Source organism: Geothermobacter hydrogeniphilus, assembly GCF_002898515.1.
GTDB lineage: Bacteria > Desulfobacterota > Desulfuromonadia > Desulfuromonadales > Geothermobacteraceae > Geothermobacter_A.
In genome coordinates this window covers 60490-81189 of sequence record NZ_PPFX01000001.1, presented here as the reverse complement: position 1 = coordinate 81189, position 20700 = coordinate 60490, and the positions used below count along the sequence as shown (strand labels likewise).

At 59.5% G+C, this 20700-nt stretch carries 21 protein-coding genes; 4 read left to right on the top strand and 17 right to left on the bottom strand.

All coding sequences use genetic code 11. From position 1 onward, the window contains the following. The first annotated feature begins 95 nt into the window (after positions 1-95). Positions 96-509, top strand: a complete 414-nt coding sequence (locus C2E25_RS00385) for a very short patch repair endonuclease (RefSeq protein ID WP_103113836.1) — start codon at positions 96-98, stop codon at positions 507-509. A gap of 16 nt (positions 510-525) precedes the next feature. On the opposite strand, the gene C2E25_RS00380 is transcribed toward C2E25_RS00385, so the two are convergent. Both C2E25_RS00380 and C2E25_RS00375 read right to left on the bottom strand, forming a co-directional pair. Beyond that, on the bottom strand, positions 526-1443 hold the full coding sequence (locus C2E25_RS00380) for an HNH endonuclease (protein WP_103113956.1): 918 nt from the start codon (positions 1441-1443) through the stop codon (positions 526-528). A gap of 8 nt (positions 1444-1451) precedes the next feature. Continuing rightward, positions 1452-2618: a DNA cytosine methyltransferase gene (locus tag C2E25_RS00375; protein WP_103113835.1), complete on the bottom strand. Its 1167-nt coding sequence runs from the start codon at positions 2616-2618 to the stop codon at positions 1452-1454. 305 nt (positions 2619-2923) lie between these two features. Here C2E25_RS00375 and C2E25_RS00370 point away from each other — a divergent pair, with 305 nt between their 5' ends. Then, positions 2924-3424, top strand: a complete 501-nt coding sequence (locus tag C2E25_RS00370) for a ferritin-like domain-containing protein (RefSeq protein WP_103113834.1) — start codon at positions 2924-2926, stop codon at positions 3422-3424. Positions 3425-3539: 115 nt separating this feature from the next. On the opposite strand, the gene C2E25_RS00365 is transcribed toward C2E25_RS00370, so the two are convergent. From C2E25_RS00365 to C2E25_RS00355, 3 genes are all read right to left on the bottom strand, one after another. Next, positions 3540-4202 carry a hypothetical protein gene (locus C2E25_RS00365; RefSeq protein ID WP_103113833.1) on the bottom strand — a complete coding sequence of 221 codons (663 nt, stop codon included), beginning with the start codon at positions 4200-4202 and terminating at the stop codon, positions 3540-3542. Positions 4203-4263: 61 nt separating this feature from the next. After that, positions 4264-4800, bottom strand: a complete 537-nt coding sequence (locus C2E25_RS00360; protein ID WP_103113832.1) for a TrmH family RNA methyltransferase — start codon at positions 4798-4800, stop codon at positions 4264-4266. A gap of 129 nt (positions 4801-4929) precedes the next feature. Further along, complete coding sequence (locus tag C2E25_RS00355; protein WP_158247070.1) at positions 4930-6162, bottom strand: HDOD domain-containing protein; 1233 nt, start codon at positions 6160-6162, stop codon at positions 4930-4932. Between the two features lie 197 nt (positions 6163-6359). On the opposite strand from C2E25_RS00355, the gene C2E25_RS00350 reads away from it, so the two are divergent. Next, positions 6360-6764 carry a CoA-binding protein gene (locus C2E25_RS00350; RefSeq protein ID WP_103113830.1) on the top strand — a complete coding sequence of 135 codons (405 nt, stop codon included), beginning with the start codon at positions 6360-6362 and terminating at the stop codon, positions 6762-6764. 34 nt (positions 6765-6798) lie between these two features. Here C2E25_RS00350 and C2E25_RS00345 read toward each other — a convergent pair whose 3' ends face one another. The 5 genes from C2E25_RS00345 to C2E25_RS00325 form a co-directional block, all read right to left on the bottom strand. Continuing rightward, positions 6799-7971, bottom strand: coding sequence for a pyridoxal phosphate-dependent aminotransferase (locus tag C2E25_RS00345; protein WP_103113829.1), 1173 nt, complete (start codon positions 7969-7971; stop codon positions 6799-6801). 13 nt (positions 7972-7984) lie between these two features. After that, complete coding sequence (locus tag C2E25_RS00340; RefSeq protein WP_103113828.1) at positions 7985-8299, bottom strand: cupin domain-containing protein; 315 nt, start codon at positions 8297-8299, stop codon at positions 7985-7987. 136 nt (positions 8300-8435) lie between these two features. After that, on the bottom strand, positions 8436-10982 hold the full coding sequence (locus C2E25_RS00335; RefSeq protein WP_103113827.1) for a molybdopterin-dependent oxidoreductase: 2547 nt from the start codon (positions 10980-10982) through the stop codon (positions 8436-8438). A gap of 68 nt (positions 10983-11050) precedes the next feature. Continuing rightward, on the bottom strand, positions 11051-13006 hold the full coding sequence (locus C2E25_RS00330; protein ID WP_103113826.1) for an FAD-dependent oxidoreductase: 1956 nt from the start codon (positions 13004-13006) through the stop codon (positions 11051-11053). 185 nt (positions 13007-13191) lie between these two features. Further along, positions 13192-13614, bottom strand: coding sequence for a hypothetical protein (locus C2E25_RS00325; protein ID WP_103113825.1), 423 nt, complete (start codon positions 13612-13614; stop codon positions 13192-13194). A 145-nt stretch (positions 13615-13759) separates the two neighbouring features. On the opposite strand from C2E25_RS00325, the gene grxC reads away from it, so the two are divergent. Beyond that, entirely contained in the window at positions 13760-14026 is a 267-nt protein-coding gene (grxC, locus tag C2E25_RS00320; RefSeq protein ID WP_103113955.1) for a glutaredoxin 3, read from the top strand. Positions 14027-14118: 92 nt separating this feature from the next. Here grxC and rpe read toward each other — a convergent pair whose 3' ends face one another. From rpe to sucD, 7 genes are all read right to left on the bottom strand, one after another. Beyond that, positions 14119-14781 (bottom strand): ribulose-phosphate 3-epimerase, encoded by a 663-nt coding sequence (gene rpe, locus C2E25_RS00315; RefSeq protein WP_103113954.1) that lies wholly within the window; start codon positions 14779-14781, stop codon positions 14119-14121. Between the two features lie 241 nt (positions 14782-15022). Further along, the gene (rsmB, locus tag C2E25_RS00310) at positions 15023-16387 is read right to left on the bottom strand and encodes a 16S rRNA (cytosine(967)-C(5))-methyltransferase RsmB (protein WP_103113824.1); all 1365 of its coding nucleotides are present in this window, start codon (positions 16385-16387) and stop codon (positions 15023-15025) included. Between the two features lie 84 nt (positions 16388-16471). Next, a complete protein-coding gene (gene htpX / locus C2E25_RS00305; RefSeq protein WP_103113823.1) occupies positions 16472-17305 on the bottom strand; it encodes a zinc metalloprotease HtpX in 834 nt (277 codons plus the stop codon). Between the two features lie 91 nt (positions 17306-17396). Continuing rightward, complete coding sequence (locus C2E25_RS00300) at positions 17397-18164, bottom strand: DUF116 domain-containing protein (protein WP_199177337.1); 768 nt, start codon at positions 18162-18164, stop codon at positions 17397-17399. 17 nt (positions 18165-18181) lie between these two features. Further along, on the bottom strand, positions 18182-19120 hold the full coding sequence (gene fmt / locus C2E25_RS00295) for a methionyl-tRNA formyltransferase (RefSeq protein WP_103113821.1): 939 nt from the start codon (positions 19118-19120) through the stop codon (positions 18182-18184). Next, on the bottom strand, positions 19120-19635 hold the full coding sequence (gene def / locus C2E25_RS00290) for a peptide deformylase (RefSeq protein ID WP_103113820.1): 516 nt from the start codon (positions 19633-19635) through the stop codon (positions 19120-19122). The genes fmt and def overlap by 1 nt, the downstream gene beginning before the upstream one ends. A 168-nt stretch (positions 19636-19803) precedes the next feature. After that, the gene (gene sucD, locus C2E25_RS00285; protein WP_103113819.1) at positions 19804-20679 is read right to left on the bottom strand and encodes a succinate--CoA ligase subunit alpha; all 876 of its coding nucleotides are present in this window, start codon (positions 20677-20679) and stop codon (positions 19804-19806) included. Between the last annotated feature and the right edge of the window lie 21 nt (positions 20680-20700).

Below are 20700 nucleotides of genomic sequence, written 5' to 3'. Positions count from 1 at the left end.
CGCTTGTCTACAATGGAAAGTGGCGAAACATCGCTGGACAGGTGCGGTCATCCGTACAATACTTGGTTCTGTACGAAACTGAGCGGGGCGGGTAGATGACCGATCACATCTCAAAAGAAAAGCGCAGCTGGAATATGGGGCGGATACGAAGTTCGAATACCGGCCCGGAGAAAATCGTGCGCTCTTTACTGCATGGGATGGGCCTGCGGTTTCGGCTGCATCGAAAAAACCTGCCCGGAACCCCGGATATCGTTCTTCCGGGACGCCGCACCGTCATTTTCGTCCACGGCTGCTACTGGCATAGACACGCCGGCTGCAAATATGCTTCAACCCCGAAAACCAACAAGGCGTTCTGGGAAACAAAATTCATGCAGAATATCAGGCGTGATGCGGAAACGCGGGCAAAACTTCAGGATCAGGGCTGGACCGTTTTGGTGGTATGGGAATGTGAGACAAAAAAACCTGAGTGTTTGCGCGACAGATTGATGACGGTCTTTTCTGTCGGATAATTACTGCGAACCGCTGTCATCTCCCCTCTTTCCTGTGGACGGCATCATGACAGATGTTGCAGAGGGTTATTAAATTGTCTTCTGTGTTGTCCCCTCCATCAGCATGGTGCTGAATATGATGGAGTTCAAGATAGCGGGGATCATCTGCATTCCAGTCTTTACGGGACCATCCGCAGTCCACACAACAATACGTATCCCGTTTCAGCACGTTACCCCGAACACGATCTTCAATCTTTCTATCATGTACGGGGGCTTGGCGGTCTTCTTCCAGAATATAAACCCCAATCGGCAGATCCGGTCTGCCGTTCAGTCGGGATCTCACCGGCCACCCATCTTCTGTCCGTAGTTCCCTGATGCGACGGGCCCATTCTGCTGCGCCCTTGGCAACGTACCGCAATTCTTCCCCGCTTACGGCCTTGCCGACATTTTCCCGAAGAAATTCAAGGATATGGGCTTTTGAGCCACCTTTGCTTTTACGAATCTCGTTGGCGACCTTCCAGCGATAAGCCGCTTCCCGATCTTGACGTTCATCGATGAGGATATAATCGTCAGGCTTCATCCCGCTGCAATCCGGCAAACCTTCAAATTCTCCGGCATTCTGCATATCCCGGGCGGTGGTTCCGCTCATGATTGCCCAACCTCTTTCAACCCTGAGTTCACGCACACGTCTCGCCCATTCGCTGATTCCGGCAACGATCATGATCTCTTTATGTGAAATGATCTGAAGGGGATACTTGCGCAGATAATGCAGAATGCGATCTCTTGCGCTTTTGGCCACGGCTTGGGGAACAAGAGTTGTTCCCAGAGATTGAAGACCCTCCCATACCGGTATTAAAGCCAAAACCTGTGAGCGGATATCGGCATCAGGATCCGTGTTGAAGCCTGCCAACAGGGTTATGATCTGCTGTTTCAACAGAGCCTTATCTTTGGTCATTTTGAAAATCACATTGCAAGTTTGATTTCGGCAATCCGTTTATAGACAGCTTCGGTTTCCTTCACATAGCCTGCATCCGTTTCTCCTTCCAGAGAACGGATAACTTCAACGGCCAATGCTTGAGCCAGCAACGGCGGGACAGCGTTGCCTATCTGCTTGGCAATTTCGATCTTGGAACCACTGAACGTGAAATTGTCCGGAAAAGACTGGATTCGTGCCGCTTCCCTGTGAGTAATCGGTCGATGTTGGTCAGGGTGAAGATAGCGACCTTTTTCCGGTTTGAAGAACTCCGTACGAATTGTGACCGATGGCCGGTCCCACCATAGACGGCCGAAAATATCTGTGCTGCCGGTGGGTTTATTCGCCCAGCAGTCAGGTGTTATATCCGGTCGGTTCCGATGCAGGTCGAACCGGTTCCCTCCCGGCGGTACGGCTTTATATCTCTCTATACTGACGGGTCTGGGGCGTCTGCCGAAATGAAGATCCAGCGGGGGTGGGACATTCCTGATTTCGGTTCCCCGGGGAACAGGCAGGTCCCCGATAGCAGACCGGACATTTTCCCATGGCCGGAGATCAAGCATTCCGAGCGAACGGATTTCGGTGTCGGCGGCCTTTGCGGGGTCACAGTGAGTCGGTTGCGGAAGAGAAATGTGATTGTCCTTCGCGGCCAGAATAATCGTCCTGAAGCGCATTTCAGGGACACCATAATCCGCAGCGTTCAGAACCCTTTTGCTGACATATCTGAAACCGAGATTTTTCAATGTTTTGTAGATCTCAAAACATTCCGGAGAGGTGAGCAGTTGTCGAACATTCTCCATGACAACGATTCTGGCGCTGCTGAGTTCGACAACACGCATAAACTGGAACCACAGCGACCGCCTCGGATCACCGAGCCGTTTTTTGTTCAGCAGCGAAAACCCCTGGCAGGGAGGGCCGCCGATGACTACATCGGCCTGTGGGACCGGACAGCTTCCGTTGTCCAGAAGAGCTTTGATATCACCAAGAACCGAATGTTCCCCCGACGGATCAAAATTCGTCCTGTAGGACTCAATCGCCTCCCGATTGAAATCATTGGCGAAAACCGGCCTGAAACGACCGGTGTCGACAAACCCCCGGGTCATTCCTCCGCACCCTGAAAAGAGATCGATAAGCTTATAGTCAGCGGTGGTTCCCATAGCGACTGAGTATATCATCCCGACCTGTTTATTCCACAACTTTTCCTGCGCCGACGGCACAGACACTGCGCAGATAGAAGTCAAACCGAGGTTCCCGACTCCGGAGTAAAATCCCGCCCAAAGGATGAGGTTTTACGGGCACCCCCAGTGAGGGAGTTGCAGTCAGTCCTCAAAAAAGGGCAGCCGGAGCGTTATTCCCACGTCCAATCGGGTCAACGCTTGTTCGGTTTGACAAAACCTCTCCCCGAGATAAAGTTGAAAAATCTGCAAACCATCAGCTAACCAACTGGAAGATGGAGGATTTCATGGGAACCAGGGGAAGAGAAATCATCGGCCTGGATGCCGATGAGCTGCTGAAAACACTCAACAAGGCCTTCGCCGACGAGTGGCTGGCCTATTACCAGTACTGGCTCGGGGCCAAGGTCGCCAAGGGGCCGATGAAGGATGCCATCATCGCCGAGCTGCTGCAGCACGCCACTGAGGAACTGGCACACGCCGAGCTGGTTTCCAACCGCATCATCCAGCTGGGCGGCACGCCGCTGACTACTCCCAAGGACTGGTTCAAGTGGACCAACTGCGGTTACGACGCCCCCGACAACCCCTTCGTTCGCGCCCTGCTGGAACAGAACATCAAGGCCGAGCAATGCGCCATCAGCGTCTATGACCGCCTGATGAAGCTGACCGAAGGCAAGGATCCGATCACCTACAACATCGCCCTGCAGATCATCGAACAGGAGGTTGAGCACGAAGAAGACCTGCAGGCCCTGCTGGAAGACCTCGATCTGATGATCCAGCCTCCGCGCTGATCCCCATCGGAAAACACTCGCGCCATCCCGCCTGAACGCACTGATTCACGTGAGATAAAACCGCCCCGCCGGAAAATCCGACGGGGCGGTTGCTGTAGCAGACCTGTCTGACCGCTCAGAACAGACCGGAGGCGGCCATATCCTTGCCGACTTCATCGACGAATTCGGTGATCAGTTCACCGACCGGCTTGTCGATCACGGTTTCGGCCTGGGCTGACCAGATCAGTTTCTTGTCCAGGTTATAGAGATTGCTCTCCATGGTCACCACCTTGAAATCAGTACTGGTCGCCGGTTCGTGAGTGATATCGAAACTGCTCCGATAATAATCATCCCATCCACGCCGGGAACGATCGGAAGGCGTGTAACGGCGTCGTTCATAGCGATAGCTGTCACCGCGAACCGTGCCATAGGTCCGGCCGGGGGTAATGACCGTTTCGGTTCGGCTGCCGGTTGCCATGGTGACCAGCACCGCGTCACAACCAAGCTCCCTGACCTTCGCCATCACCGCGTCCTTGTCATCCTTAAGCTGGGTGTCGCTGAAATAATTATAACTCTGCACGCCCCTGCTTCCCAGAGAGGCCAGTTTAGCGGCAAACTGATCTTCCACCAGCCGTCGATTAAGCTGGTCCTTGGCGACACCGATGACAAAGACCTTTTTCACCGATCCGCTCGGTACATTCGGATCATGCCAGGTCGCGGCCATCTGGGTTGAACTGCAACCGGCCAGAAAAACCAGGGCCGACAGCAGAAGGGTCCAGCGGATTGCTGCTCGTTCCATGGATGCACCTCCGTTGGATGTTGATATCGCTTAAAAAGCATAACATCAGTCAGAAGGATTGCTATTCAGTCGACGAACTTTTCCACTGTCGAACATATTCATACATGACAATGCCGGCGGCCACACTGACATTGAGGCTTTCCGTCTCACCGAACTGGGGGATGCTCAGTCCCGCGAGGTCGTCCCTGGCGCGACACGCGGGACTGGGACCGAATTCCTCGTGCCCAAGGACAAAGGCCGTCTTTTCCGGCAGGACGGCTTCGCACAATGAAGTCCTCTTTCCCGATTCCAGCACGAACAATCGATAGCCTGCCGCCCTGAGTTCGGCATGGGATTCGGCGAAGCTGTCGAACCGGCGTACCGGCACCTTGCGCAACGCCCCCTTGGCCGGCGCGGGATCGAAAGGACCGATATTGACCAGGTGAACTTCGCGGGCACCGAAAATTTCGGCACTGCGCAGGATTTTGGCGACATTGAAACCCGCTTTGAGTCCATCGAGAACCAGGATGAATGCATGGCGTCCGGGACGGGCCAACAGGTTCCGCTGCAACTCTCTGCGAAAACGTTCTTCGGCACTGCGGTAACGTTGACGTGACATGAGGCAACCCTAGCAGAACTGCGCCCCACTGTCACCGCGGGAGACGACGATCCAGGCAACCGAAACAGGGGGGGGGAACAACGACGGCATAATGCCAATGGACAAGCGGGTTACAGCCTGAAGCAGCCGTCAATCGTCTTCAAGGAAGGTGCGCGAGATATCCATGAAAAGGCGCTCGACATGCTGGCTGGCCGGAGCGAGGATATTGGTCGGCAGATCGATGACCTCCCAGGCCCTGGGGTTGAAGGGAGAAATCGAACTTGCCAGATTGGTTTCCGCTCCCAGGGAATGCGCCATGAAATCCGCCAGATGCACGATGCAGGTTTCTTCCGAAAACCGATCCCCCTGCGGCTTGTGGTGCCAACCAATCATTTGACTGAGGGTCCGGGAAAGTCGCCACAACTCGCCCAGCATGCGGCCGACCTGTCCATGGTCATAAGCTAGCTCCTGGCGTTCTGCCTGGTAGATGGCCACCCCTTCCCGCTGCGCCGTCACCAGGGCCCGGGCATAGAACTCCGGCATCTCCACCAGCATCACCAGGCGACCGATATCATGCAGCAGCCCACCGACAAAGAACATCTCGGTTTCTTCCAGCCCCTTGCGACGGGCCAGCTGCTGGGCAAAGAGACCGGTACGGATGGAATGCTTCCAGAAGGCCTCCATATCGATCAGTTCGGTCGGAATCGTGCGGAACAGACGGACGATGGAAATACCCAGAGCCAGACTCAGCAGTTCCCTGGTGCCCAGCAGGGTGATCGCACGGGAAATGGAATCAACCTTGCTCGTCAGACTGTAAAAGGCACTGTTCACCAGCTTCAGCAGCCGTACCGAGATACTGCTGTCCTTGCTGACGATTTCCGCCAGGTGACTGGCGGCACAACCCGGAACATTCAGCGCCTCGACAATCTTGCTGTAGACGTCCGGCAGCGAAGCGAGCTTGACCTTGCCCCGTACCAGGTCTTCCGAGGTGGGCTTGTTACTCCAGTCGAGATCCTCTCCAAGAGTCTCCGGAAGGTTGGCGACCGCGGGTTTCCAACCGGACTGCAGTCGCCTGGCGGTCTGCTCGCAGGCAAGCTCGAAGACTTCGGAGACCACCTCGTGGTCGCGATCATTGAGACTGAAACGGGCCTGCTGGAAGCGGACACTCTCTTCGATCAGTACCGGGTCGAGTTCTCCACCATCGAGTTCGGACTGCGAGGTTCCGACAATGTCCACTTCGAGGATACCGAACCGACGCAGGGCCTGCAGATGACGTTCTTCCAGTTCGATTCCCTTGGCCAGTACAAACTGGCCCTTTTCGGTGAACAGGTCGTCACCAAGAACCATCCCCGCCTGCAGATCATCGAGCAGTACGTAACCCAAAGCTGTTCCTTTCCTGGTTGCAGCGGGGCAGGGGCAAGCCTGCGCCACCTTCTCCGCTCTGTTCTTATCGACCTGAAAGGAATTGATTTTAGTTTTTTTTCCCGCGACAAACGGCGCTGAATGAGGATCGGGCAGCATGATTTGCCCACGGGCGTCGAAACGCGTAAAATCGGTGCCATGACCGTCAAGGAGAAACCATGACCATCGAAGAGAAGATCCGTCGTTTTCTCGACCAGCCGGCTTTCGGCGTGGTCGGCGCCTCGACCAGGCCTCACAAGTACGGCAACAAGGTGCTGCGCTGCTATCTGCAGAATGATCGCCGGGCGATTCCGGTCAATCCGGCCGCAGAAACCATCGAAGGGCAGGCCTGCGTCGCCTCGGTGGCGCAGCTCCCCCCGGAGGTGAAGAGCATCTCGGTGATCACCCCGCCGGAGGTCACCCGCACCGTTGTCGAGATGGCCATCACCAGGGGCATTGAACATATCTGGATGCAACCCGGCGCCGAGGATCCGGAAGCGGTGCGTAACGCTGAACAGGCAGGGGTCAATGTCATCGCTGACGGCTCCTGCCTGCTGGTGGTACTCGGTTACCACGAACACTGATTCAGACCACTGTTTCTCCCTCTTCGTCGGTCACTCAGGGCAGCCAGCCGCGCCGACCGAAACAGTCCTTGAGAAGTTCAATCGCCCGATCGATATTGGCGATCGAATTGGCATAGGAAAAACGCAGAAACCCTTCGGCAGCTGCCCCGAAATCGACGCCCGGGGTCAGGGCAACGCCGGTCTGTTCCAGCAGTTCCAGCGCCAGCGCCTTGGAGTCGCCGCTGATATGCCGGGCGTCGGCCAGCACGTAAAAAGCCGCCACCGGATCACGTTCAACCCCGAGCCCCAGCTCCGGCAGCCGCCCCAGCAGGTGCCGGCGGCGGGCATCGTAGGCCGTGCGCATCCTTTCGACATCGTCGCCGCAGTGGCGCAGGGCGGCGATCCCGGCGGCCTGAACGAAATTATTGGCACTGATCAGAAAATTCTGGTGCAGGCTCTGCAGGGTGCGGACGCAGGAACGGGGAGCGATCAGGTACCCGAGCCGCCAACCGGTCATGGCATAGGTCTTGGAAAATCCGCCCAGGACGAAGGCCTCGGAGCTGTACTCGAGGATTGAGCGCTCCTCTCCCTGATAGGTAAGCCCGTGGTAGATCTCGTCGGAGACCACCGGCACCGACAACTCCGCCAACTGCTCCAGCCAGGCGGGCGGCATGACCGAACCGGCCGGGTTGGAGGGTGAGTTGATCAGCAGCGCCCGGGTGCGGTCGGTGATCGCCGCCCGCACCACCTCCGGACGTGGCTGGAAGGCATCTTCCGGGCGGGTCTTGAGGTAGCGCGGCAGCCCCTCGAAGAAGGTGATGAAATTGGGATAACAGGCATAGCTCGGGTCGGGCAGGATCACCTCGTCGCCGGGATCGAGCAGGGCGGCGAACAGCAGCAGCATCAGCGGACTGGTCCCGGCCGAAACCAGGACCTGCTCGGGATCAACATCAACCCCGTAACGTTGTTGATAATGGGCGGCGATCTCTTCACGCAGATCGAGCCGACCGAGAGAATGAGTGTAACCGGTATCTCCCCCCCTGACCGCCTCGACCACGGCCTCAACCACCGGTTGCGGCGTGGCAAAATCGGGCTCACCCAGGCACAGATAGATAACCTCCCGTCCCGCGGCCTGCAGTTTCCTGGCCCGCTCCATCACCTCCATGGCCAGAAACGGGGTCACCTGGCGGGAACGCTTCGACAGCGGAATCTGTCGGTGGCGATTCATGTCGGAAACCTCCTCATCCGGCGGAGATACTCAGAAAAACCAATCCCTGCGGCCCATTGTTGACCACCCCGTGCGGTTTGCCGGCCGGAACCACCACCAGGCTGCCGGGCGTGATCGGCAGAGGTTCGTCATCACTAAGGTAACTGCCGCTTCCTTCAAGCACCGCCCAGACATGATCACCGGCATGTTCATGAGGCTTGATCTGTTGCCCCGGCAACAGGCACCAGAGGGTGGTTCGTGAATGATCCAGTTCGGCGATGACCACCTTATTGGCCTTCTCCTCGCTGTAGACGATTTTCTCCTGGTAATCACAACTGATGGTTTTCATCTCAAACCTCCGGAAAATTTGAACCAGCACCTGGTCCGGTGTCAGTGAACGAATGCAAAAGGCGCCGCGGTCACGAGACCGGGCGCCCTGATTTTACCCTGAAAAGAATCTCCTGTGGAGAAAATGCTGCCTGCGGCTAGGCCTTGCCGGCCTCCACCGCCACGTAGCAGCTGCCGATTGGAATCGCCTGCTGCACGTTGACATCAGCGAAATGCACCGGGGCGAAAACCAGCCCCTGCGGAACCGCGTCGCTGAAACGGACCGGACCCACGGCACTGCCGGTGCGGGTCGTCAACTTGACCCGACCGCCTTCCCGGACGCCACTGGCTTTTCCATCCTGCGGATTCATTTCGATGTATCCGGCCGGCGCCACCTCGGCGGGACCGGGAGCATAAGTGGTGGTACTGCCGAACTGAAAGAGGATCGTTCCGGCCAGCAGCTGCAGGCCCTCGACCGGATCTCCCGCCGACACGGGAAGAATTTTCAGCTGTTTCGGCTGTGGCTGCCAGGGAAGTTTCTGACAGCTTCTGCGGCCCCGGCCGGTAAAGCAGACATCCTCGTAGAGACCACAGAGATCCTTGATCTCGGTCTGCAGGGCCGCGGCCTCCACCGGGGCACCCCCCAGCAGCGCCAGCAGCTCGGCAAAGATCTGACCATCGGGGCGAGCCTCTCCCACGGGTTTCAGGGCCGGCTGCAGATAACCGAGACGGCCGTCATGGCTGGTCACCGTGCCGCTCTTTTCTGCAAAACTGACACCGGGCAGAACCAGGTCAGCGCATTCGGTCAACTCGGAAGCGAGGATGTCCTGAACCACCAGGAAATCAACCTTGTCAAGGGCCTGACGCCAGCGGCCGCTCTCGGGAAAGTCAACCAGGGGGTTGACCCCGGCCAGATAGAGAAACCGGATTTCACCTTGCTCGATGCCTTCAAGGATGGCTGCGGCGTCACGGCCGCCGCTCGGCAGGCTGACCCCCCAGGCCTTTTCAACCCGGGAACGGGCCGTGGCATAATCCTGCTGGCCGGGCAGCAGTTCGGGAGCCACGCCCATGTCAACCACGCCCTGCATGTTGCCTTTTTCATCGAGCGGGAACAGACCACCGACATCGCCGTGCAGGGCCCCCGAAACTAGGGCCAGGTCAGCCAGGGCGGCCGTGGCAGCTTCGGCCTGACAACCCTTGAGAAGGTCTCCGCCGAAAATGATGGCGACCGATTCAGCTCCGCCGATATGATCGGCCGCCTCTTCAAGCAGCGCCCGGGAAACCCCGGCCGCGGCAGCCGCCTGATCGATATCAACAGTCCTCAATTGCTCAAGGGCTGCCGGGTCGGCAAGATACTGATTGAGGAAATCCTCATCGGCCAGCCCCTTGTCGACAATCAACCGGGCCAGCGCCAGCGCCAGGCCGGTTTCACTGCCCGGCTTGTACTGCAGGAAGATATTGGCATGCCGAGCCAGCTTCACCCGTCGCATGTTGGCCAGCATCAGCTTGCCGTCACCTTGGAGGCAGGCGCGCTCAATCTGCCAGTCGACCAGGGGGGCCTCGGCAGTCACGTCGGCACCGAAAACCAGCACCGCCGCCGCCGAACCGATGCGATCATACCGATTGCTGGCGCCGCCGAGCCCGAGCTGGTCACGCAGGGTCATCATCCCGCGCAGGAAACCGAACCGGGCCTCGCTGTCGAGATTGTTGCTGCCCAGTCCGGCCCGGAAAAGTTTCTGGAAGAGATAATTCTCCTCGTTGGTCAGGCGCGGGGAACCCAGTCCGGCACAGGCCGCACCGCCCGCGGCGCGCCCCTTTTCCACCACCCGGGACAACGCCTCCTCCCAGGAGACCGGCTGCTGGTGGATGCCGTCCTGTTTCAGCAGCGGAGCCGTCAGGCGACGGTCGGAAGCAACGTAGCCGTGGCTGAAAAACCCGCCGATGCAGAGGTTGCCGTCGTTGCTGCCGCAACCGTCTTCAGCGACCACGCGGTAAATTTCATTGCCCTTGGTCTGCACCTCGGTCTCGCACTGACCGCTGCACAGGGTGCAGACGGTCGCAGTCTTGCGCAATTCCCAGGGCCGGGCGCGGAATTTGAACGTCTTGGAGATCATCGTCCCGGTCGGACAGACCTGGACGCAGTTGCCGCAGTATTCGCAGAGTTCGAGATGTTTGTCGATAAAGGCCTTGTCCCCCTTGTCATTGGTGAACAGGGCACTGGCACCGACCACCTCATGACAGACCTTGACGCATTTTTCGCAGAGAACGCAACGGTTCGGCACCTGCTGAATCAACGGCCAGCCATCGATGGTTCCGGGGCTGACATCCTCGGCCTCGAAAGACTGCCGGGTTACATTGAATTCATAGGTGATGTTCTGCAGTTCACATTCGCCGCCGGCGTCACAGACCGGACAATCGAGAGGATGATTGACCAGCAGCAGTTCAATGATCTGCTTGCGGGTGGCGTACAGCTTTTCACTCTGGGTGGTCACCACCATACCGTCGACAGCCGGCGTGTGGCAGGCCGCCATCGGCTTGGCGACTCCCTCGATCTCGACCACGCAGATCCGGCAGGCCCCGGTCGGCGAAACTTTTTTCAGGAAACAGAGGGTCGGAATGCGGATACCGGCCTTCTCGGCGGCGGCCAGAATCGTCGCCCCCTGCTCTATTTCAACTGTCTTTCCGTCGATCTTCAGATTGACCATTGGCTACTTTCACTTTCAACGATACGGGTATGGACCCGGAAGCGGTCCGTTCAGTCGAACTGCTTTTGTCACCCAACCGCCACCATGCCGACCCGGTAGCAGCGCAGGCAACGTTCCGCCTCCCGCACCGCCTGGGTTTCCGGCATCGCCAGTTCGATCTCGTCCCACCCCCTGGCCCGCTCGGGACCACTGATCTTCGGCTGATGTTCACGGTGGGTACCGCCTGCCAGACCGACCGGCTCATCCTTGTCGAACACACCGAGATTGTTCACCAGGTCTTCCATGGCATCGGCCTCGTCGAGGAACGTCCTGCCTGTTTCGAGATAGCGGGCCATGGCGCGGGCGGCACGGCGCCCCTGGCCGACCGCGGCAACCACGGTCATCGGTCCGATTTCACAGTCACCACCGGCAAAAACGCCCTTACAGTCGGTCATCAACACCCCGCCCCGGGTGACGATGGTATTCCAGCGGGTGGTTTCGATGCCGAGATTATCCTCTTCGAGGAAGGAAAGATCCGGGTCCTGGCCGATGGCCGGGATGACCATGTCACAGGGGATCACGTACTCGCTGCCGGGCACCGGCTGCGGACGGCGACGGCCCGACTCGTCCGGCTCACCGAGTTCCATCTTGACCACCTCAACCCCGGTGATCCTGCCGTTCTCATGCACCAGCCGGGTCGGATTGCGCAGAAACTCGAACTGTACGCCCTCCTCCTCGGCATCATCGACCTCATAGGATTCCGCCGGCATCTCCTTGCGGGTTCGCCGATAGACCAGGATCGAATCCTCGGCGCCCTCGCGCAGAGCGACCCGCACACAGTCAATGGCGGTATTCCCGCCGCCAACCACAATCACCCGTTTGCCGGTCTTGATCGGCTGACCGAGTGCCACGGCACGCAGGTAGTTGATACCGCCTTCGGAGAAGCCTTCGTAACCCTGGTCTTCCCCCTCGACCCCCATCGGCTTGGAGCGGAAGGCGCCGACACCGATAAAAACACCGTCGTACTGTTCCTTGACCTGTTTCAGGGAAATATCGCGGCCAAGCTTGGTGTTGAACTTGATCTCGACGCCGAGGCCCTGCACGATTTCGTATTCGCGCCGCAACAGATCACGAGGCATGCGATAGTCGGGAATGCCGACCGCGACCGTGCCGCCCGGCTCCGGAAGCATGTCGAGGATGGTGACCTTGTAGCCCTCCAGGGCCAGGTAATAGGCACAGGAAACGCCGGCGGGGCCGCCGCCGATCACACAAACCGTTTTTTCCCTGCTTCCGGCCGGCGCCATCGGCGGCCGCTTGTGATGCATCCACTCATGATCGGCCGCCACCCGCTTGAGGACCATGATACTGATCGGTTCATCAACCAGCGCGCGACGGCAGGCGCTTTCGCAGGGATGCGGGCAGACCCGGCCGCAGACCGCCGGAATCGGCATGTTGCGGCGAATGACGTCAAGCGATTCGTCGAAACGGCGATTCTTGATCTCTTCAATGTACGACGGGATGTCAATATGCGCCGGACAGCGGTCCATGCAGGGCGCGGTCAACTTGTCGTGATAGGAAGCGGCCGGTTTCGCTTTGCGCCGACCGCGGATGTAAGCGAGGTAGTCGTCACGAAAATACTTGACGGTATCGAAAACCGGAAGCGCCGAGGTCATGCAAAGGGTACACTTGCAGTTGTCGAGCAGTGCCGACAAGCCCTCGATAATCTCCAGATCCCGCTCCTCGCCGTGACCGGAGACGATGCGGGCCAGGGTATCCTGCAACACCCGGGTCCCTTTCTTGCCGGGAGAACACTTGGCGCAACAGTACTTCTCCTGGACCCGCTTCATATATTCAGCGGCCATGGCGACAATATCGGTTTCCCTGTCGAGTACGATAATGCCGTCCCAACCCATGAAGGCGCCGATAGCACCGTTCTCAAGGTAGCGGTCCGGCAGCTTCAGCTTCAGCGAAGCAAGATCCGTTTCACCGCCCTGGCGGTTATCGACGATCTGCCGACCCCAGCTGGAAAAAATAACCTGAGACAAAGTCTACCTCCAAAAGCAAACCGCACCCCGACCCTGCAGGGAGCGTCAAACTGCCTGAAAAAAGGGAAAGGGCGTCCGATAAAGGCCGTCAACTTCCCCTGATTTTGTATACAGTATGCAGTTAATTACCACAGCAGAGGGGCCTAAATCAAGCCCTTTTTGGCTTCCGGAATGGGGCTGAAAGACTAGGGAATCGGGGGAATATCACTGGTGATCTGCCAACCGACAGGGGTCGGCTGATCGGCATTGAAAAAGGTCCAATGCAGTTCATAGCACCGGGTCCGTACCCGAGTCGACGGCAGACGATAGTATTCGATCACGATCGTGCTATCAACCTCTTCACCACCCTCGGAAAATTCAACCGAATCAAGCCGCACATCGGTGATCTTGAGGTCATCCTGATCAACAAACAGATCGCGAAACGCCTTGCGCCGGGGCTTGGCGACATGCTGCGCGGCACCGTTGATGTCCTTCCAGCGAAGGCGCTGCATAAAATCAACATTATCCGACTCGAACGTCTTGCGAGGGGTCTCGAGAGCCCCTCCGAAGCCCGCGCATCCAACCAGGACCGGGAGCAGGAAAAGGAGCCACAGCAGACGAATCGACATCATTGCCTCCGCATCGGGGAATCAGATTGGATATCCGGCTTTACAACCCTGATTTCATGTCACCTGCAATCGGGACTTGCATGTCGGCAATGAACAGGTAAAATCGAACTTCTGCCAGATTGCCATGAAAACCGGGAGCATCACCATGAGCAGTATTGAAATCTACACCAAAAACTACTGCCCCTATTGTCGCCGCGCCAAGGAACTGCTGAAAATCAAGGGGGTCGATTTCGTCGAGTATGAGGTCAGCGACGACCCCGATAAAGAGCAGGAAATGGTCCAGCGTTCAGGGCGCCGGACAGTACCGCAGATCTTTATCAACGACAGCCGGATCGGCGGCTGTGACGAACTCTTCACCCTCGACGAGCGGGGCGAACTCGATGCCATCCTGAAAGCCGAGACCCTTTCCTGAGCCCCCCGGGTTCGTGGTTCCTCGACCGACAGGTCTGGACAGGGCCCGTCGCTGCGACCTCCCCGACCACAACAATCCCCGAATCGCGAACGTCATGTCTGCGTAACGGCATTGGCCTTGAGCTGATCAATGGTCACCGTGTAGTCATCACTGCCGAAGACCGCGCTGCCGGCCACCATCACATCAGCACCGGCCGCGGCAATCCGACCGATGTTGTCGATCTTGACTCCGCCATCCACCTCGATTTCGGTCGCCAGGCCGCGGCTGTCGATCATCTGCCGCAACTGGCTGATCTTGCCCAGCGCGCTGTCGATAAATCCCTGTCCGCCGAACCCCGGATTGACACTCATCACCAGTACCAGGTCAAGATCTTCCAGAATCACGTCGAGACTGGAAACCGGCGTGGCCGGGTTGATCGAAACCCCGGCTTTTTTCCCCAGACTCCTGATCAGCTGCACGGTCCGATGCAGATGGGCGACCGCCTCCTGATGGACGGTGATGATGTCGGCACCGGCCTTGGCGAATTCGGGGATGTAAAGATCAGGGTTTTCGATCATCAGGTGGACATCGACCGGCAGCTCCGTCGCCTGACGGGCGGCAACGGTCACCAGCGGCCCGATGGTGATGTTCGGCACGAAATGCCCGTCCATGACATCGACGTGGATATAGTCGGCGCCGGCGGCGGCGACGGCCTGAATCTCTTCGGCAAGACGACCGAAGTCGGCCGAGAGAATCGAGGGGGCTATCTTGACCATGGTCTGCTCCTGGCTGGGAATGTCATCAGGCTGATGAAAAACGCCCATCTGCTGCGTTGTCCTTCCCCCGCGCCAACGACGTACCTTCCGGTACGCCTTATTCCGCGGGTGTGCGGACGCCTTGCATCTGGACATTTTTGCTCAGCCTGAGGGGACATGCCTTTTTCAATACCCTGCTTTGTATCACGTCCGGCAGCGGAAATGAAGCACGGTTGATGCTTTCGCAAAAAAGCATCACGGTTCAGATCCTGCGGCGCAGGCGGGCAGCAAAGAAGCCGTCGAGGTACGGATGACGGGGCCAGGTCGACAGGCAGCCCTGTCTGTCACACAGCTCCGCCCACTGCGGCATGACCTCGCGGAGATCCTCCAGGACAAACTGCGGGTGGGCCGCGAGAAAGCCCTCCAGCACCTGTCCGGTCTCCTCCTCGGTGACGGTACAGACCGAATAGACCAGGACTCCGCCCGCCTTGAGCAACTCCGCCGCCCGGCCCAGGATGGCGCTCTGCAGGGCCGACAACTCGCCCAGGGATTCCGGTTTTCGCCGCCAACGGGTTTCCGGGTTGTGGCGCAACACGCCAAGGCCGCTGCAGGGGGCATCGACCAGAACCCGATCGAAACCGGCCGGGGCGGGAAACTCGGCTGACTGTGTCATGTCCCGGACACGCGCATCAACCCCCGCGCAACCGAGACGCCGAGCCCCGGCACGGATCAATTCGACCCGCTGCGGATGCAGGTCAAGGGCGGTGATCGCCAGCCGGTTGTCTCCCAACGCCGCCAGATGGGTGGTTTTGCCCCCCGGGGCGGCGCAGCAGTCAAGAATTGTTTCCCCCGGCTGAACTCCCAGCAGGGGAGCAACCAGCATACTCGCTTCATCCTGCACCTGGAACCAGTCGGCGGGCAACACCTCCAACCCGCGACGGTCATCGAGAACCACTCCTTCCGCGGCAAACCGACAGGCTCGTGCCGCAATTCCCCGTCGTTCAAGGTAGGCGAGCAGTTCCTCCCGACTGACCTTGAGGGTGTTGCAGCGCAGGCTCAACAGTGCCGGCTGCAACTGAGCCACTGCCAGGTGTATGGCCGTTTCGGCACCGTAAACAGCCAGCCAGCGCTTCGCCAGCCAATGCGGCAGCGAGCAGACATGTTGCAGATGCTCCAGCGGGTTTTTCCGCTCATCCGGCCAGATCAGCCGCGGCAGGCCGCGCAACAGTCCGCGCAGAACCCCGTTGATGAATCCGGATGCGCGCTGCAGACCGACCTGCCTGGCCAGGTTGACACTGGTGTTGACCGCCGCCGATGGCGGAATACGCTCCAGTTCAAGCACCTGGTAGGCGCCCAGCCGCAGAATCTGCAGAACCTTCGTTTCCAGCTTCCCCAGCGGCTGCCGACAATGTCGGGCCAGGGCATAATCGAGCCGCCCGCGCTTTCTCAGTACGCCGTAAACCAGTTCGGTCAGCAGCCCCCGGTCACGTGGATCGGATACGCCTCGACGACGCAGGACTTCGTCAAGGGCGAGGTCGGCATAGGCGCCCTGTTCGACCCGCTGCAGAATCTCATAGGCGAGGAGTCGCGGGTCTGACACGTTACGGGGGCGGGAAGAACGGGGCATAAAACAGGGAATCCTTTACGGAAAAAGTCAACAGACCCGGCGAAAAACTCCCCGGAAGGAGAAGGGATAACGGAACCGCCGGTTTCAGCCGACAGTCATCGCCTCAAGCCGGCGGATACGTTCCTCCATCGGCGGATGGGTGGAAAAGAGCGCCATCATCCCGCCGCCCTTGAGCGGATTGACGATGAACATGTGGGCGGTCGCCTCGTTGACCTTCGCCATCGGCTGGCGGCGGTTGCCGGCCTCCAGCTTGCGCAGGGCGTTGGCGAGACTGAAGGGACTGCCGCAGAATTTCGCTCCGGTCGCATCGGCCTGGTACTCACGGGAACGGGAGATCGCCATCTGCACCAGCATCGCCGCGATCGGCGCCAGGATCATCATGCCGATCAGCGCCAGCGGGTTGCCGTCCTCGTCATCACGGCCACCACCGAAGATCAGTGCCCACTGCGCCATGTGCGCCAGCCAGGAAATCGCCCCGGCGAAGGTGGCGGCGATCGACCCGATGAGGATGTCGCGGTTCTGCACGTGTGCCAGCTCGTGGGCCATCACCCCCATCAACTCGTCACGGGAAAGGATCTGCAGGATCCCTTCGGTGGCAGCCACTACCGCATGCTGCGGATTGCGACCGGTGGCAAAGGCATTGGGGGTCTGCTGCGGCAGCATGTAGACACGCGGCATCGGCAGCCCGTTGCGCCGACAGAGTTCCGTGACCACATCAAAGAGGGGGCCGCTCTGCACTTCCCGACCGCGGTACATCTTGACCACGATCTTGTCGGAAAACCAGTAGCTGCCGAGATTCATCACCGCGGCCATCAGCAGGGCAAAGGTGGCGCCGCCCTGTCCACCGATGGCGCCGCCGGCCGCCACCAGCAGCAGGGTCAGCAGGGTCATCAGGGCTGCAGTTCGAAGAGCATTCATTGTCGATTCCTCACAGAGTCAGAAAAGGCCACCGGCATTGGTGGCTTCTCCGGCAAGATAAGGATTGTTCCCCCCCCGGGTCAAGGGGCATTCACGTAGTTTCGACCACGTGCTCACCCAGAACCCGGCGCACTTCGTCGAGAACGACATGGGTATTGAAGCAGGGACCGTTGGGGCGGTGGTTGAGGACCCCGATAACCGGCAGCGGATAGGAATCGCGAATACCCGAAGTCAGGTCCCGCTCGCAGGCCACGGCAAGGATGAAGCGTGGACGCTTGTCAACGATGATCTTGCGCGCCAGGGTGCCGCCGGTGGCGACCGCGATATCGATCCCGCGCTCGACGGCGATTTCGGCCAGGCCGCTGATGTCACAGCGTCCGCAACGCACGCATTTCTGGATATCGCCGGTGATCTTGATATCGCAGTCGAACAACTGGATGCAGTGCGGCAGCAGGATCAGGGCCTGGTCGGGACGGACCCGAAGCTTCTTGGCCCGCACCAGCTGGTTGTTGAGAGCGATGAAGGATTGCTGCAGGGTATCACGGTCGACACCGAGCAACTTGCCGAGGTTGATGATGGCGGGGAAAAGATAGCGAATGACAATCCGGCGCAGCCGCTCGGAGAAGAACAGGTCCCGCCCGGTCAGCAGGGTCAGGATCAGCAGGGCAAGACCGCCGACCACAACCAGCGACAGCAACCCCAGCACCAGACCGAAAATCAGCGGCAGGGCCGGATGGATATTGCCGAGCCCGACCGAGGGCACCCACCAGAGCAGGAAAGCGACGACCAGCACCACGGCACCGGCACCACCGAGCAGGGCGATAAAAAGCCGCTTGCGCGGTTTGAAATCCTGATTCACCTTTAAATCATCCTGTCTCAGCCGAGCCTTGTCCCGGGAGGAAGAGCGTGGCCGCGCAGGAAGTCCGCCGCCGCAAGCTGTTTTTTGCCGGGCAACTGCAGCCGACCGATAAGCAGCGCCTGCTCCCCGCAGGCGACCAGCACTCCGTCGGCGGAGGCCTGCAGCACCGTACCCGGCTCTCCCGTCCCGGCAGCCACCGAGGTCGCGGCAATCTTCAGGGTCAGTCCGTCGAGCGTCGTGTAGGCCGACGGCCAGGGATCAAGACCGCGCACCAGGTTGTGAACCTGCCGCGCCGGACGGCTCCAGTCAACACAGCCGTCCTCCTTCTTCATCATCGAGGCATAGCAGCTTTCCGCGTCATTCTGCGGCACCCGTTCCAGGGTCCCGGCACAGAGCCGCTGCAGGGTCTCACGCATCGCCTCGGCACCGAGCGGCGCGAGACGATCGTGCAACTGACCGGCGGTTTCATTCGGACCGATGTCAAGACTCTTCCGGATCAGCATATCTCCGGTATCGAGCCCTTCATCCATGTACATGGTGGTCACCCCGGTGACCGTCTCACCGTCGATGATCGCCCTGTTGATCGGCGCCGCGCCGCGATACTTCGGCAACAACGAGGCATGTACGTTGATGCAGCCGAAGCGGGGCAGCTGCAGCACCTCCCGGGAGAGGATCTGCCCGTAGGCCACCACCACCACCAGATCGGGAGCGAGGCTCCTCAGCTGCTCGACCGCCTCGGGACGCCGCAGTTTCTCCGGCTGAAAAACCGGAATCTGCCGCTGCTCAGCCAGCACCTTGACCGGCGGCGGAGTCAGCTTGCGACCGCGGCCGCTCGGCCGGTCGGGCTGGGTGAAGACCCCGACCAGGTTGCAGCCGGCATCAATCAGGCCCGCAAGGGACGGGCAGGCGAAATCGGGGGTCCCCATGAAAACGGTGCGGATATCAGCGGGCTGCATCAGAGCTGCTCCTCCAACTGTTCAAGAATTTTTTTGTACTTTTTGCGGAAGATGTTTTTTTTCAGCGGAGAAAGCCGGTCAACGAAGAGGATGCCGTCAAGATGGTCGATTTCGTGCTGGAAACAGGTGGACCACAGGCCCTCGACTTCAACCAGCTGTTCGACCCCCTCCAGGTCCTGGTACTGCACCTGCACCCGGGCCTTGCGCTCAACCTTGGCGTAGTAGTTCGGTACCGACAGACAGCCCTCCTCCTCGCAAGACTCCCCTTCGCCGAAAACGATCTTCGGGTTGACGGCGACCACCAGCTGCTTTTCGTCCTTGGGACTGCAGTCGAGTACAATCAGCCGTTTTGAAACCCCGACCTGGGGGGCGGCCAGGCCGACTCCCGGCGCGGCATACATGGTCTCGGCCATGTCCTCGGCCAACCGCCGCAACCCGGCATCAAAATCGGTCACCGGAGCAGCCACCTTTTTCAGCACCGGATCGGGATGATGAACAATTTTCAGCAGAGCCATCTGCCAGCTCCTCTTTCTCTTCTACGCCCGCCTCCGCGAGACCGGCGGTTCAGCTTTTTATCCTACGTGCCCGGAGACACCGAAGTCAACCGGGAGCCGGCAAACGCAAAGGCGCCGGGAACCCGCCCCGGCGCCTTTGCGTGTCTCAAAGCGATCCATCACCTCTGCTCAGGGTTTCCAGATCTTGAGCAGCGCCTCGGCCATCTCCGCAGGAGAATCGGCAACACTGATGCCGCACTCGCGCAGGAAGGCCTTCTTGCTGGCCGCGTCGCCCTTGCCGCCGGAAATGATGGCCCCGGCATGGCCCATCCGCTTCCCGGGAGGGGCGGTGGCGCCGGCAATGAACGCGGCTACCGGCTTGGTCATGTGGTCACGGACGAACTCGGCGGCCTTCTCTTCAGCGTCACCGCCGATCTCACCGATCATGATCACCGCCTTGGTGTCGGGATCTTCCTCAAACATCCGCAGCGTGTCAAGGTGGCTGGTGCCGTTGACCGGGTCTCCGCCGATACCGACGCAGGTGGTCTGACCGATATCGCGGCTGGTCAGCTGCCAGACCGCTTCATAGGTCAGGGTGCCGGAGCGGGAAACCACCCCGACCGGACCGGGCTTGTGGATGTAGCCGGGCATGATACCGATCTTGCACTGCCCGGGGGTGATGACGCCGGGGCAGTTGGGACCGATCAGGCGGGTCTTCTTGCCCTCCATGTACTTCTTGACCTTGACCATGTCGAGAACCGGCACGCCCTCGGTGATACAGATCACCAGGTCGAGCCCGGCGTCAACCGCTTCCATGATGGCGTCGGCACTGCCGATCGGCGGCACGTAGATAACCGAAACATTGGCACCGGTCTTCTCGACCGCTTCTTCGACAGTATCGAAAATCGGAAAACCGTCGATCTCGCCGCCCCCCTTGCCGGGGGTGACCCCGCCGACCATCTGGGTATTGCAGTAATCACGACAGCCCTGGGCATGAAACAGGCCGGTGGCGCCGGTGATTCCCTGGGTGATAATTTTGGTATTTTTATCGATCAGGATACTCATCGTTTTCTCCTAGAATCTTTG

Coding starts and splice junctions, on each gene's coding strand:
- C2E25_RS00340 (WP_103113828.1), bottom strand. CDS start 8,299: ATGAAAACCATCAGTTGTGATTACCAGGAGAAAATCGTCTACAGCGAG.
- C2E25_RS00380 (WP_103113956.1), bottom strand. CDS start 1,443: ATGACCAAAGATAAGGCTCTGTTGAAACAGCAGATCATAACCCTGTTG.
- rsmB (WP_103113824.1), bottom strand. CDS start 16,387: ATGCCCCGTTCTTCCCGCCCCCGTAACGTGTCAGACCCGCGACTCCTC.
- C2E25_RS00385 (WP_103113836.1), top strand. CDS start 96: ATGACCGATCACATCTCAAAAGAAAAGCGCAGCTGGAATATGGGGCGG.
- grxC (WP_103113955.1), top strand. CDS start 13,760: ATGAGCAGTATTGAAATCTACACCAAAAACTACTGCCCCTATTGTCGC.
- rpe (WP_103113954.1), bottom strand. CDS start 14,781: ATGGTCAAGATAGCCCCCTCGATTCTCTCGGCCGACTTCGGTCGTCTT.
- C2E25_RS00365 (WP_103113833.1), bottom strand. CDS start 4,202: ATGGAACGAGCAGCAATCCGCTGGACCCTTCTGCTGTCGGCCCTGGTT.
- C2E25_RS00335 (WP_103113827.1), bottom strand. CDS start 10,982: ATGGTCAATCTGAAGATCGACGGAAAGACAGTTGAAATAGAGCAGGGG.
- C2E25_RS00375 (WP_103113835.1), bottom strand. CDS start 2,618: ATGGGAACCACCGCTGACTATAAGCTTATCGATCTCTTTTCAGGGTGC.
- C2E25_RS00360 (WP_103113832.1), bottom strand. CDS start 4,800: ATGTCACGTCAACGTTACCGCAGTGCCGAAGAACGTTTTCGCAGAGAG.
- C2E25_RS00350 (WP_103113830.1), top strand. CDS start 6,360: ATGACCATCGAAGAGAAGATCCGTCGTTTTCTCGACCAGCCGGCTTTC.
- C2E25_RS00345 (WP_103113829.1), bottom strand. CDS start 7,971: ATGAATCGCCACCGACAGATTCCGCTGTCGAAGCGTTCCCGCCAGGTG.
- C2E25_RS00325 (WP_103113825.1), bottom strand. CDS start 13,614: ATGTCGATTCGTCTGCTGTGGCTCCTTTTCCTGCTCCCGGTCCTGGTT.
- C2E25_RS00370 (WP_103113834.1), top strand. CDS start 2,924: ATGGGAACCAGGGGAAGAGAAATCATCGGCCTGGATGCCGATGAGCTG.
- sucD (WP_103113819.1), bottom strand. CDS start 20,679: ATGAGTATCCTGATCGATAAAAATACCAAAATTATCACCCAGGGAATC.
- htpX (WP_103113823.1), bottom strand. CDS start 17,305: ATGAATGCTCTTCGAACTGCAGCCCTGATGACCCTGCTGACCCTGCTG.
- def (WP_103113820.1), bottom strand. CDS start 19,635: ATGGCTCTGCTGAAAATTGTTCATCATCCCGATCCGGTGCTGAAAAAG.
- fmt (WP_103113821.1), bottom strand. CDS start 19,120: ATGCAGCCCGCTGATATCCGCACCGTTTTCATGGGGACCCCCGATTTC.